The following is a 12,732-nucleotide window of genomic DNA, read 5'->3' as shown; positions in this document are numbered from 1 at the left end:
ACAGGCGGGTCCGGGGGTTCAAGGGGTCCGGGGCATGGACGGCTCGGCCGTTCCCGGCGCCGGAGGCGTTCCCGCCGCGGGGGCTCAGGCTCCGGCGTCCCGGGCGCGGCCGGACGCTCGGCCGCCAGCCGGTCCGTCGGCCCCCGAGGGGTACGGCCGGCCTCGGGACGGCTACGGTCGGCCTCGGGGTCAGGGGATGCCGGGATTCACCGGCGGTACGCCCGGGCAGCAGGGCGCTCGCCTTCCCGACGGCACGCCCGCGCACGGCTTCCCCCGTCTGCCCGAGGGCGCGTCGGCGCACGCCGCCCCCCGTTTCGCCGACGGCACTCCGGCGCACGGGATGCCCCGCCTTCCCGACGGCACGCCCGCGCACGGCTTTCCCCGGCTTGCCGGCGGCGCTCCCGCCCAGGGGTATCCGCCTGGTCGCGGTGAGCACCCCGAGCAGCGTGAAGCCGGGGGCGGTTGGGGGCACTTGGGTGCTGACGGGCGCCGGACGGGTGTCGGACACGGCGTGGCGCACGGGGCTCCCGCGGGGGCCCCGTATGGTGTGCCGGGCGAGGCGTCACCCACCGGCGCCCCGCACGGCGAACCCCCGGAGCGTTCCGGTCGCCGCATCCCCATTCCCCGGCAGCGGCAGGAGACCATGCCCCCCGGTGGCCCCCGCCAGGCATATCTGGACGCCTTCGACGAGGTCGACGACGTCTTCGCACCCGGTCGGACACCTCGCGCCGCGTCGCATGCCACCGACGGCCGGACCGAGACGGCCCTCCGGGAGAAGCCGCTGCGGGAGGGCACACGGGAGAACCCGCCGGGTCGGCCGGAGCCGGGGGAGAGCCTTCCGCGCGCGGGAGCCGAGCCCGGGGAGACGGCGAAGGGCGGCAAGGGACGGGCGTTCGCCGGCATCGCGGCCGCGGCGGTCACGACCGTGCTGGCCGTCGTCGTGGGCGGCCAGATGGCCGCCGGACAGGACGACCCCGCCCCGCAGCCGCAGGCCGCCGACGCCGGCGAACGCGAGGTGCGCGGCGCCTCACGCGGCGACGACCGGCCCACACCGTCCGGTGCGCCGAGCCCGAGCGTGACCCCGTTGTCGTACGACCAGAAGATGGGCCGGACGTACCCGCTCGCGGCGGATCTGGAGGGCGGCGGGAAGTTCGAGGCAGTCAAGGGGTTCGCCAAGGCGCCGGGGAAGGGGCAGAAGTACCGCTACCGCGTCGACGTCGAGAAGGGACTCGGCCTGGACCCCGAGCTGTTCGCCGAGGCGGTGCAGAAGACCCTGAACGACGAGCGGAGCTGGGCCCACGGCGGCGGCCGTACGTTCGAGCGGATCTCCTCGGGCACACCCGACTTCGTGATCACGCTGGCCAGCCCGGGCACCACGGCCACCTGGTGCGCCAAGTCGGGGCTCGACACGACCGTCGACAACGTGTCCTGCGATTCGGCGGCCACCGAACGCGTGATGATCAACGCCTATCGCTGGGCCCAGGGCTCGAAGACCTACGGCGACCAGATCCACGCGTACCGGCAGATGCTGATCAATCACGAGATCGGCCACCGCCTCGGCTACAGCCATGTGACCTGCGACAAGGACGGTGAACTCGCTCCTGTCATGCAGCAGCAGAGCAAGTTCCTGACGCGCGACGGGATCACCTGCAAAGCCAATCCCTGGGCCTATCCCGGTAGTTGACGGGATGCGTGAGGCGACCCCGCAGCATCTGACGCAGCGTGATGAGCTAAACCCCTAGCGCGACAAAACGCGTCCCGCCAGGGAAAGTTACGACCGTTCACCCCTTTTGGTGGTGCGACGGACAACCGTCCGTCGCACCCCCGCCTCGTCCGCATACGTTCGTCCCGCTGCGAGCCGCCGGGTGAACGGCGGCTTCTCAAACGGGAGATCGGGGGTGCACGCGTGCGCATCGGACTGCTTACGGAGGGTGGCTATCCGTATGTGAGCGGTGATGCCAGGCTCTGGTGCGACCGACTCGTACGTGGGCTGGCGCGACACGAGTTCGACATCTACGCGCTCAGCCGGAGCGAGCGGCAGGAGGACGAGGGCTGGATCCCGCTGCCGCCCCAGGTCAGCCGGGTTCGTACGGCGCCCCTGTGGACCGCCGAGGACGACGGGACCGTCCATGGGCGCCGGGCACGGCGGCGCTTCGCCGAGGCGTACGGCGAACTGGTGTCCGCGGTGTGCTCGGAGACTTCCGGCGGCGGGGCGGCCGTTGAGGCGGACCGTTTCGGCAGCGCGTTGTACGGGCTGGCCGAGCTGAGCCGGGAGGAAGGCGGCCTGGTCGGTGCGCTGCGCTCCGAGGCCGCCGTGACCACGCTGGAGCGCGCTTGTCGCGCGCCGGGCGCACTGCGAGGGGCGCGCGAGGCTCGCGTACCGGATCTGCTGACGGTCGCCGCACACCTCGAACGCGCCCTGCGCCCCCTCTCGCTCGACTGGTACGGGGACGACGGACTCGGCTCGGTCGACCTGTGTCACGCGACCGCCGGGGGCTCGGCCGCGCTTCCCGGGCTGCTGGCCCGGCACTTCCACGGGGTGCCGCTCCTGGTCACCGAGTACGGCGTGCCGCTGCGGGCGCACTACCTCGGGGCAGTCGGTGAAGCGCCGGTGCGCGCCCTGCTCGCGGCCTTCCACCGGCGGCTGACCGCCGAGGTCTACCGGCAGGCCGCCTGCCTCACCCCCGGCAACACCCACGCCCGGCGCTGGCAGGAGCGCTGCGGCGCCGACCGGGCCAGGATCCGGACGGTCTACCCCGGCATGGACGCCGCCCGCTTCGCGGAGGTGGGCGAGTCGCCGGAGTACGCGGATCCGTACACCGTCGTCTGGGTCGGCCGCATCGAGCCCGCCAAGGATCTGATCTCGCTGCTGCACGCCTTCGCCGAGATCCGCCGCGCGGAGCCCAAGGCACGACTCAGGATCATCGGAGCGGCGACGGGCTCCGAGGCCACCGCCTATCTGGGCCACTGCCGAGCCCTGGCCGCACAGCTCTTCCCCGACGAGGTCTTCCCCGACGAGGCGGACGGCCTCCACGCGGTCGGCGACAACCCCGTCTCCTTCGAGGAGATCGGGGACCCGGCCGTTCCCGATGTGGCCGGGGCCTATGCGGCGGGTGCGGTGGTCGTGCTGTCCAGCGTCGTCGAGGGCTTTCCGATCAGCCTGGTCGAGGCCATGTTCTGCGCCCGGCCCACGGTCTCCACCGATGTGGGCGCGGTCGTGGAGGTCATCGGCGGCACGGGTCTCGTCGTTCCTCCGCGCAATCCGCGGGCGCTGGCCGAAGCGTGCGTGGCGCTGTTGCGGGAGCCCCAGCGCCGTGCGCGCCTGGGCGCGGCCGCCCGCGCACGCGCTCTCGAACTCTTCACGGTGGAACAGAACGTCGAGGCATTTCGTGGCATCTACCTGGAGGTCGTCTCCCAGGCCCCGGTGCGCAAGGTCGTCCTCGACGGCACCGGTGAACCACTGCCCTTCGGAGCCCCCGCCGAGGCCCGGGTGCCCGGTCACTGGACCGACTCCCGACTGATGACCGGCGGCTTCGGTGTCGCCGGGGTGGCAGGAGTGGCCGGGGTGGCGGGCGTCGCGGGGGGTGCCGGGGGCCCGGGTCGCGGGGCGGCCAGGCCCGGGCGGCCGCGGTGGGCCGTCGACGCGCCTGAGCCGGCGACCACACCGGTGGCGGGGACCACGGCTTCGGCTTCGGTGCCGACTGCGACTGCGACTGCGACTGCGGCACCGGCGTCTGCGGCGTCGGCGTCTGCGTCGGCTTCGGTCCCGGTCGCGCCCTCGAGTTACGGGGCGCCTGTCACGACTTCGGCCTCCGGCTCCACGCCCGCCGCCGCGTCCGGTGCCGTCCCCGCCACGGCGACGCCGTCCACCCCTGCGGCCTCGGACGCGGTCCGGGTTCCGGCCGTGGAGAGGTCACCGGATACGACCGCCGGGGAGCCCGTGCCCGCGGGGGAGGGCGCGCGATGAGCGAGTTGCGGCTGGGCGGGCTGGGCGGGCTGGACGGGCTGGACGGATGGGAGGGGCGTGAGGGGCCGGACGGACGGGAGGAGTTCGATGTGGGCCATGGCGTCGCGGAGTCGGACCGCTCGGGCGTCGAGCCCGGCGCGGCAGGTGCGATGGGTGCGGCCGGTGTGATCGGTGTGATCGGTGCCGACGTCGCGGGAGGCTCGTCCGGTCCGCACCCTCCGCCGGATGCCATGCCCTCGCCCGCTCTCCAGGCGTCCCACGACCTCGTCGCCTCACTCGAACCGGCTTCCCGGCCCAGCGAGCACGGTCCCTCCGGGGCTTCACCCACGTCCGCGCCCCGACGCGGCGCCGTCGACCCCGTGAAGGCATTGATGCACCGGCACCGGGACCTCTGCGAACGGGCCGTGGACCCCTTGGAGATCGCCGCCGGGCTGGAGGCGCACGGGGTGACCGACCGCACCGCTGCCCGCTTCCGACACCGAGACGTGTTCTCTCTCGCCGAGGAGATGTACGCGCGGGTGTCGCGGGACGGGGAGGAGGTCTCGGAGCGCGAGCCGGTGCCGAACGCGCCCGGCGCGCGCGGCGGCTGGGCCGTGCTCGCCCTCCTGCCGGGCGCCCTGTGCGCGGCGGCTGTCATCGGCGTGCGCCTCACCGACGGCCGGCCCCGTCTCGCGGTCGCCGCCGCCGGAGCACTCGCGGTGGCGCTCGCCCTGCGCCTCGCCCTCGACCGCGGCCCCCTGCGCGCACCCTCGGACGCGACCGGCCGGACCCGCGTCTGGACCTGCTGGCTGGTCGCGTACGCGCTCCTCGGCGACGGTCTGCTCGCCGCCGGTCTCGACGACGGCCCCCACGGGCCCTGGCCTCTGGCCGTCGCGCCGGTGCTCGCGCTCGGGCTGTCCTGCGCCCCCGCCGTCTGGTGCGCCCAGCTCCTCGCCACCGGCGCCCGCCGCAAACTCGCCTCCAGCCGAGGTCTCGCGGAGTTCGCCGACTCCGTCAAGCCCCTGATCCTCGGCGTGTTCGCGCTTCACCTCTGTGTCCTGGCCGCCCTGCTGGCGCTGTGCGCCGAGGTCCTGCACGAGCCCTCCGGCCACGCCGGCGCGGGCGCCCTCGGCGAACTTCTCCTCCTCGCCCGCCTCCTCATCGCCCACGGAACCCCCCAGGTCCCGGTCGTCGCCCTGCGCGCGGCCGCCCTGGCCGAGGCGCTCGCGCTGGGCACGGTCTTCGCGAGCCGCCTGCCCGGCTGCTCCTTCCTGGCCGTCCCGGTCCGTGCGGTCGTGGACGCCTGGGGGGCTGGGGCCGTACCCGCCCTCGTGTGCGGCACCGCCGCGCTCGTCCTGCTCGTCCACGCCACCCGCACGCTGACCCGGGCCTCGGCCCACTCCCTGCCCTCCGGGGCGACCTGACCCGTCCGAGGCCCTTCGCCCGGCGGCCACACGTCGCCGTACGAGGTCCGGGCCGACCGACGCCCGGGGCTCGCGTCCCGGGCGCCCGTCCCGCGGGGCCGACACCGCGGGCCACCTCATCACCCACGGCACCACCCCATAAGGAGAACGCCAGATGATCACCTCCCGAACCGGAGAACCCGCCCCGGGAGCCGCCCGATGAGGGTCCTGCTGATCGGAGCCAACGGATACCTCGGCCGCTTCGTCGCCGAGCGCCTGCTCGCCGACCCGGCCGTACAGCTCACCGCGCTCGGCCGCGGCGACGACGCCGACGTACGGTTCGACCTCGCCACCGGCAGCCCGGGCGCGCTCACCCGCTTCCTGGACGCCGTCCACCCCGGAGTCGTCGTCAACTGCGCCGGAGCCACCCGCGGCGGCGCCCGCGAACTCACCCGGCACAACACCGTCGCCGTCGCCACCGTCTGCGAGGCCCTGCGCCGCAGCGGCTGCGGCGCCCGCCTGGTGCAGCTCGGCTGCGGCGCCGAATACGGACCCAGCCAGCCCGGGTCCTCCACCGCCGAGGACGCCGTGCCCCGCCCCGGCGGCCCCTACGGCGTGAGCAAGCTCGCCGCCACCGAACTCGTCCTCGGCTCCGGCCTTGACGCCGTGGTCCTGCGCGTCTTCTCACCCGCCGGACCCGGCACCCCGGCCGGCTCGCCGCTCGGCCGGCTCGCCGAGGCCATGCGCCGCGCCATGCAGTCCGGCGACGGCGAGCTCAAGCTCGGCGGTCTCGGCGTCCAGCGCGACTTCGTCGACGTCCGCGACGTCGCCCGTGCCGTCCACGCCGCCTCGCTCTCCGCCGCCCAGGGGGTGATCAACATCGGTTCGGGCCGCGCCGTGCGCCTCCGCGACGCCGCGGCCGTCCTCGCCCGCGTGGCCGGCTACGGCGGCGCCCTCCACGAACTCGACGCTCCGCCCGGCCCCCTCAGGCCCACCATCGGCCACCCCCGCCCCGAACCGGACCACGCCACCCCCGTCGCCTACCCCTACCCGGACGGGTGCGGCAGCTGGCAGCAGGCCGATGTCCGCACCGCCCGGGACCGCCTCGGCTGGCGACCCAGGATCAACCTGGAGGAGTCCCTCGCCGACATCTGGATGGAGGCGGCATGCCGTATCTGACCCCGGCGCCCTCCGCCATCGCGAACACCGGCCTGAGCCTCGGCTTCGGCATCCCCGGCTATGCCCACCCCCTCGTCGCCCCGTTGGAATGGTGCGAACTCGCCCGTCCCGGCAACCCTTTGCACTGGGTCGTCCTGAACATCTCCGACGGCCCCGGCACCCGCCCCGACCCGCACTGCCTCGAAGCCGCCGGACGGCTGCGGAACGCGGGCGTCCGTGTCCTCGGTCACCTGGACCTGACCTACGGCGCGCGCGCCCTCGGCGACATCGCTTCCGACGCGCGCCGGTATCTCGACTGGTACCGCACCGACGGCTTCTTCCTGGACCGCTGCCCCACGGAACACGGCGCCCTGCCCGACACCGAGCGCACGGCCACCGCACTCCGCGGGCTTCTCGGCGGCGGGCACCTCGTCCTCGGACACGGCACCCACCCGCACCCCGGCTATGTCGACATCGCCGACCAACTGGTGACCTTCTCCGGGCCCTGGAGCGACTATCGCTGGTCGCAGGCGGCCGAGTGGACCGCCGACCACCCGCCCGAGCGCTTCTGCCACTTCGTCCACGGTGTTCCGCGCGGACACCTCGACGAGGCGCTGCGCGTCGCCCGCTGGCAGGGTGCCGCCACCATCTACTTCACCGACCGCAGGGACCGCGGCGGCCGGACCGACCCCTGGGAGACGATGCCCGGCTACTGGGACGACATCGTCTCGCTGGTTGGAACGGGTGTCTCGGAATGAAAAAGGGCGTGGCAGTGTTACGGGGAGAACAACTGTAGTGATTGACCGACCAACGGAGTCCCCGTGTCGCTGCCACCCCTGGTCGAGCCCGCTTCCGAGCTCACCGTAGACGAGGTCCGCAGGTACTCCCGCCACCTGATCATCCCCGACGTCGGGATGGACGGGCAGAAGCGGCTGAAGAACGCCAAGGTGCTGTGTGTGGGTGCCGGCGGCCTCGGCTCCCCGGCGCTGATGTACCTGGCCGCGGCGGGCGTCGGCACGCTCGGCATCGTGGAGTTCGACGAGGTCGACGAGTCGAACCTGCAGCGCCAGATCATTCACAGCCAGGCCGACATCGGCCGCTCCAAGGCCGCGTCCGCGCGCGACTCCGTGCTCGGCATCAACCCGTACGTGAACGTGATCCTCCACGAAGAGCGGCTCGAGGCCGAGAACGTGATGGACATCTTCAGCCAGTACGACCTGATCGTCGACGGCACGGACAACTTCGCGACCCGCTACCTGGTCAACGACGCGTGCGTGCTGCTGAACAAGCCGTACGTGTGGGGCTCGATCTACCGCTTCGACGGCCAGGCCTCCGTGTTCTGGTCCGAGCACGGACCCTGCTACCGCTGCCTCTACCCCGAGCCGCCGCCGCCGGGCATGGTCCCCTCCTGCGCCGAGGGCGGTGTCCTCGGTGTGCTGTGCGCCTCCATCGGCTCCATCCAGGTCACCGAGGCCATCAAGGTCCTCACCGGCACGGGTGAGCCGCTGGTCGGCCGCCTGATGATCTACGACGCCCTGGAGATGCAGTACCGCCAGGTCAAGGTCCGCAAGGACCCCGACTGCGCGGTCTGCGGCGAGAACCCCACCGTCACCGAACTCATCGACTACGAGGCCTTCTGCGGCGTCGTCTCCGAGGAGGCCCAGGAGGCGGCGGCCGGCTCGACGATCACTCCCAAGCAGCTCAAGGAGTGGATCGACGACGGCGAGAACATCGAGATCATCGACGTCCGCGAGATCAACGAGTACGAGATCGTGTCCATCCCGGGCGCCAAGCTGATCCCGAAGAACGAGTTCCTCATGGGCACCGCCCTGGAGGCCCTTCCGCAGGACAAGAAGATCGTCCTGCACTGCAAGACGGGTGTCCGCAGTGCGGAAGTTCTGGCCGTCCTGAAGTCGGCGGGCTTCTCCGACGCGGTCCACGTCGGCGGCGGCGTGATCGGCTGGGTCAACCAGATCGAGCCGAGCAAGCCGGTCTACTAGGGTGCGTTTTGAAAGTGCTGGTCATAGCCACTCGTTGATGGCTGCGACCAGCACCGTCGCTTCGTAGCGGACGGCGAGCTTGTCGTATCTCGTGGCGACCGCACGGTGCCGTTTCAGGCGATTGATTCCGCACTCCACTGCGTGGCGCTGCTTGTAGTCGTCCTTGTCGAACTTGGGCGGGCGGCCGCCGTGGGAACCGCGTTTCTTGCGGTTGGCAATCTGGTCGCGCTTCTCCGGGATCGTGCAGCGGATGCCACGTTTGCGCAGGTAGTCGCGGTTCGCGCGGGAGCCGTACGCCTTGTCGGCACGCACCTTGTCCGGCCGGGTGCGCGGGCGGCCCTGCCCGAGCCGGGGCACCCGGATACGGCCCAGGACCACCTGGAACTGCGGCGAGTCACCACGCTGTCCAGCCGTGATGACCAGCGCCATCGGCTTCTGGGCCTGCTCGACCGCCAGGTGCAGCTTGGTGGTCAGCCCACCCCGGGATCGTCCGAGCCCGTGGTCATCGGGCTCGATGAACACACCACCTGGCGGCTCGATCTGCAGATCCCCTTTTTGCGGGCACCGGCCGCATGCTGGTGGGCGCGGGCGATGGTGGAGTCCACCGAGACGTCCCAGGTGATCAGCCCCTCGGCGTCGGCCCGGGCCTGCAGCTGCTCGAAGATGCGGTGCCAGGTGCCGTCCCGCTGCCAGCGCCGGAACAGACCGTAGACCGTCTCCCACGGGCCATACCGCTCGGGCACGTCCCGCCACGGAGCACCGGCGCGGGTGCGCCAGCGTATGCCGTCTATCAACTGCCGCTTGGTGTGCACCGGTGGCCGTCCGGGCTTCTTGCCGGCCGGGAGCAAGGGCTCCAGCTTCGCCCATTGTGCATTCGTCAGATCATGCCGTCCCACGAAGTGGATCTTGACACATCAAGATCCACTTCTGAAACGCACCCTAGACCCGGGTTCTCCCGGCAGGGGCTCGGCACCACGGGTGCCGGGCCCCTCTCCGCGCCCACCCGTACCAGCGCCCGGCGGCCCTCCCGGGCTACGCGCAGACCTTGCCGTCCTTCGGCACCGTCCCGTCCAGCAGATACGCGTTCACCGTCGAGTCGACGCACGTGCTGCCGTTGCCGTACGCGCCATGGCCCTCGCCCTTCCAGGTGAGCATCACCCCGACGTCCTCGCCCAGTTCCGCGGCCATCTTCCGCGCGCCCTCGTAGGGGGTCGCCGGATCCCCGGTGTTGCCCACGACGAGGACGGGCGCGGCCCCCGGAGCGCTCACCTCCGGCGAGTCCGTCAGCCCCGGCACCGGCCAGTCGTGGCACCAGCCCGCGGTGTCCCACCCCAGGAACTCGCCGAAGACGGGCGAGATCTCCCGGAACTCGGGCAGCAGCCTCTTCGTCTCCTCCACGCTCGGCCGCTGCTTCTGGTCCAGGCACGATATGACCCGTTGGGAGTGGGTCGTCGTGCCGTAACGACCGGACGGGTCGCGTTCGTTGTACCCGTCGGCCAGCGCGAGCAGTTCCGTGCCGTCGCCGTCCTCGGCGGCGTCGAGCGCGCTGGTCAGCGTGGGCCAGCTCCGCTCGCTGTAGAGCGGCAGGACGATACCTGTGGTCGCCAGCGTCTGGGTGAGTTCGCGGCCGGACGTCGTCGCCAGCGGCTTCGCGTCGATCCGCTCCAGCAGCTTCGCGATCTTCCGTGTGCCCGCCTCCGGGTTCTGGCCGGTGGACTTCAGGTAGTTGTCGAGAGCCCGCTGGAAGCCCAGGGTCTGGTTCTTCGCGTGGCCCACCGTGTCGGCGGTCGGGTCGACCACCGCGTCCAGGACCAGGCGCCCCACGTTCCGGGGGAACAGGTGGGCGTAGACCCCGCCCAGTTCGGTGCCGTAGGAGATGCCGAAATAGTGCATCTTCTCGTCGCCCAGGACCCGGCGCACGAGGTCCATGTCGCGGGCGGTCTCGGCGGTCGAGACGTGCGACAGCAGCTCGCCGGCGGCCTTCTCGCATCCCTCGCCGAAGTCGGCCGCGTCCTGGAAGAAGGCATTCTCCTCCATGGCGTCGTCGGGGGTGGCGTCCACCGACTCGCTCGTCTGGATCTCCTTGTCGCTGCGGCAGCGCACCCCCTCGCTCCCGGCCACCCCGCGCGGGTCCCAGCTCACCAGGTCGTACCGCTTGTGCAGTTCGCTCGTCAGCCCCGCGTACGACGGCAGCATGGACACGCCGGAGCCGCCGGGGCCGCCGAAGTTGAACAGGAGGGAGCCGAGGCGTTCCCCGGCATCGCCGGTCGCCTTGCTGCGGATCAGTGCGAGCCCGATCGTCCCCTCGTCCGGTTTCGCGTAGTCCAGCGGCACCTTCAGCGTCGCGCACTGCCAGTCCCCGCCTGGTGCGGGGCCCTCCGAGGTCGCCTCGCAGCGACCCCAGTCGAGCTTCTGCGGCGGTGGCGGCGGTGCCGGTGAGTAGGACGAGGCCTTCGCGTCGTCCGCTTCGTCACCCGGCCTGTCGTCCGCCCCGCCGCTGCACCCGGTGACCAGCAGTACGGCAGCAGCCAGGGCGGCCCCCCGTGTCAAGCGCGCCATGCTTGCCTCCCCTTCCAGCGGTGTCGTCCGCCGGATGTCCCGAATGGCGGTCATGCCATGGTATGCGGACCGTCGTGAATGCCGAGACGGCCTGTGGATAACCTTCTGACCTGCGCATTCATGTGCAGACCGTGCCTGCTTTCGGGGTCTTTCCCTTGAGCAGGTAGCCGTCCACGGCCTTCTGGACGCAGGTGTTCCCGCTGTTGTACGCACCATGGCCCTGTCCTCGGTACGTCAGCTCGATCCCGACTCCCGCGCCGAGGGCCTCGACCATCTTCCGGGCCCCCTCGTACGGCGTGGCGGGATCGCCCGTGTTGCCGATCACGAGGATCGGCGCCGCTCCCGGGGCCCGCACATCGGGATGGTCGGCCGCACCGGCGACGGCCCAGTCGGTGCAGGCGAGCAGGGACCAGGCCAACCAGTCTCCGAAGACGGGGGAGGCCGCCTCGAACTCGCCCAGCCGGTCCTCCACGTCGGCGGTGGTGTAGCGCGGCGCGGAGTCTGCGCAGTTGATGGAGACGTTCGCCGCGGTGAGGTTGCTGTACTCGCCGTTCTCGCTGCGCCCGTTCATGGAGTCGGACAGCGACATCAGCAGGCTGCCGTCCCCTTCATACGCCAGTTCGAGACCCTGGGTCAGGTACGGCCAGAGGTCCTGGGAGTACAGGGCCTGGGCGATACCGCTCGTGGCGATGGTCTGGGTGAGGTCGCGGGGGAAGATCCCGTCGATCGGCCGGGCGTCGAGGTCGTCGAGCAGCTTCGTGATCCGGTTCTCGACGTCCTGTTCGCTGTCGCCGACCGGGCAGTCCTCGGTCTTCGACACGCAGTCCCGGGCGTAGTTGTCCAGCGCCAGCTGAAAGCCCCCGGCCTGTCCGAGCGTGCCCTGCTCCGACGTCTGCGTCGGGTCGACGACCGCGTCGAACACCGCGCGTCCGACCTTCCGGGGGAAGAGGTGGGCGTAGACACCGCCGAGTTCCGTGCCGTAGGAGATGCCGAAGTAGTGGAGTTCGTCGTCGCCGAGGACCTGGCGCATGAGGTCCATGTCGCGGGCCGCGTCCGTGGTGCGCACGTGCGGGAGGGTCTTGCCGGAGTTCTCCTCGCAGGCGGAGTTGAAGGACTTGGTGGTGTCGAGGAGCTTCCTCCGCTCGGCGGCGTCGTCCGGGGTCCCGTCCTGCTGGAAGTACTCGTCGAGTTGCTCGTCGTCCTCGCACCGGACGCCCGCGCTGCGGCCGACCCCTCGCGGGTCGAAGCTGACGAGGTCGTAGCGGGTGCGCAGGGTCGCGTAGTCCTGCGCGGAGGCCGGGAGCGACTTGACGCCCGAGCCGCCGGGACCGCCGAAGTTGAACACCAGCGAGCCGATGCGTCTGTTCCTCGCCCCGCTGGTGCGCGCCCGGATCAGCGCGATGCCGATGGTGTCGCCGTCGGGCTCGTCCCAGTCGAGGGGCGCCTTCATGGTGGCGCACTGCCACTCGTCCCCGTCGGGCAGCGGGGAGGGCGCGGTGCCGCCGCCCTCGGACTCGGACGGGGCCTCGCAGGTCTTCCAGCTCAGCTTCTGCGCGGTCAGGTCCGTGTCGTCCCCCTTGACGTCGTCGCCGCACGCCGCCAGGGAGAGCAGGACGGCGGCCGTGGCCACGGCGACGGCACGGGAGCGGGGCGAGGTGGGCATGCC

At 72.1% G+C, this 12,732-nt stretch carries 9 protein-coding genes; 6 read left to right on the top strand and 3 right to left on the bottom strand.

The window, feature by feature from the left end; genetic code table 11:
- Positions 1-340: 340 nt before the first annotated feature.
- From SCAB_RS47735 to moeZ, 6 genes are all read left to right on the top strand, one after another.
- On the top strand, positions 341-1,684 hold the full coding sequence (locus SCAB_RS47735; RefSeq protein ID WP_374195922.1) for a DUF3152 domain-containing protein: 1,344 nt from the start codon (positions 341-343) through the stop codon (positions 1,682-1,684).
- Positions 1,685-1,906: 222 nt separating this feature from the next.
- Positions 1,907-3,967 carry a DUF3492 domain-containing protein gene (locus SCAB_RS14670; RefSeq protein ID WP_013000860.1) on the top strand — a complete coding sequence of 687 codons (2,061 nt, stop codon included), beginning with the start codon at positions 1,907-1,909 and terminating at the stop codon, positions 3,965-3,967.
- Positions 3,964-5,370, top strand: coding sequence for a hypothetical protein (locus SCAB_RS14665; RefSeq protein WP_013000859.1), 1,407 nt, complete (start codon positions 3,964-3,966; stop codon positions 5,368-5,370). Before SCAB_RS14670 ends, SCAB_RS14665 begins: the two co-directional genes overlap by 4 nt.
- A 198-nt stretch (positions 5,371-5,568) precedes the next feature.
- A complete protein-coding gene (locus tag SCAB_RS14660) occupies positions 5,569-6,528 on the top strand; it encodes an NAD-dependent epimerase/dehydratase family protein (RefSeq protein ID WP_013000858.1) in 960 nt (319 codons plus the stop codon).
- Positions 6,516-7,265 (top strand): spherulation-specific family 4 protein, encoded by a 750-nt coding sequence (locus SCAB_RS14655; protein ID WP_013000857.1) that lies wholly within the window; start codon positions 6,516-6,518, stop codon positions 7,263-7,265. The genes SCAB_RS14660 and SCAB_RS14655 overlap by 13 nt, the downstream gene beginning before the upstream one ends.
- Positions 7,266-7,328: 63 nt before the next feature.
- A complete protein-coding gene (moeZ, locus tag SCAB_RS14650) occupies positions 7,329-8,507 on the top strand; it encodes an adenylyltransferase/sulfurtransferase MoeZ (protein WP_013000856.1) in 1,179 nt (392 codons plus the stop codon).
- Positions 8,508-8,528: 21 nt separating this feature from the next.
- Here the strand turns inward: moeZ and SCAB_RS44825 are convergent.
- From SCAB_RS44825 to SCAB_RS14630, 3 genes are all read right to left on the bottom strand, one after another.
- A protein-coding gene (locus SCAB_RS44825) for an IS5 family transposase (RefSeq protein ID WP_397962628.1) occupies positions 8,529-9,403 on the bottom strand; the annotation gives its coding sequence in 2 pieces (ribosomal slippage) (positions 8,529-9,011 and positions 9,014-9,403; 873 coding nt in all).
- A 136-nt stretch (positions 9,404-9,539) separates the two neighbouring features.
- On the bottom strand, positions 9,540-11,066 hold the full coding sequence (locus tag SCAB_RS14635; RefSeq protein WP_041669212.1) for an alpha/beta hydrolase: 1,527 nt from the start codon (positions 11,064-11,066) through the stop codon (positions 9,540-9,542).
- Between the two features lie 118 nt (positions 11,067-11,184).
- Positions 11,185-12,729 (bottom strand): alpha/beta hydrolase, encoded by a 1,545-nt coding sequence (locus SCAB_RS14630; RefSeq protein WP_013000854.1) that lies wholly within the window; start codon positions 12,727-12,729, stop codon positions 11,185-11,187.
- Positions 12,730-12,732: the final 3 nt, after the last annotated feature.

Source organism: Streptomyces scabiei 87.22, from assembly GCF_000091305.1.
Classification (GTDB): Bacteria; Actinomycetota; Actinomycetes; order Streptomycetales; family Streptomycetaceae; genus Streptomyces; species Streptomyces scabiei.
This window is presented reverse-complemented; position numbering and strand designations above follow the sequence as displayed.

Coding starts and splice junctions, on each gene's coding strand:
- SCAB_RS47735 (WP_374195922.1), top strand. CDS start 341: ATGCCCCGCCTTCCCGACGGCACGCCCGCGCACGGCTTTCCCCGGCTT.
- SCAB_RS14665 (WP_013000859.1), top strand. CDS start 3,964: ATGAGCGAGTTGCGGCTGGGCGGGCTGGGCGGGCTGGACGGGCTGGAC.
- SCAB_RS14660 (WP_013000858.1), top strand. CDS start 5,569: ATGAGGGTCCTGCTGATCGGAGCCAACGGATACCTCGGCCGCTTCGTC.
- SCAB_RS14655 (WP_013000857.1), top strand. CDS start 6,516: ATGCCGTATCTGACCCCGGCGCCCTCCGCCATCGCGAACACCGGCCTG.
- SCAB_RS14635 (WP_041669212.1), bottom strand. CDS start 11,066: ATGGCGCGCTTGACACGGGGGGCCGCCCTGGCTGCTGCCGTACTGCTG.
- SCAB_RS14630 (WP_013000854.1), bottom strand. CDS start 12,729: ATGCCCACCTCGCCCCGCTCCCGTGCCGTCGCCGTGGCCACGGCCGCC.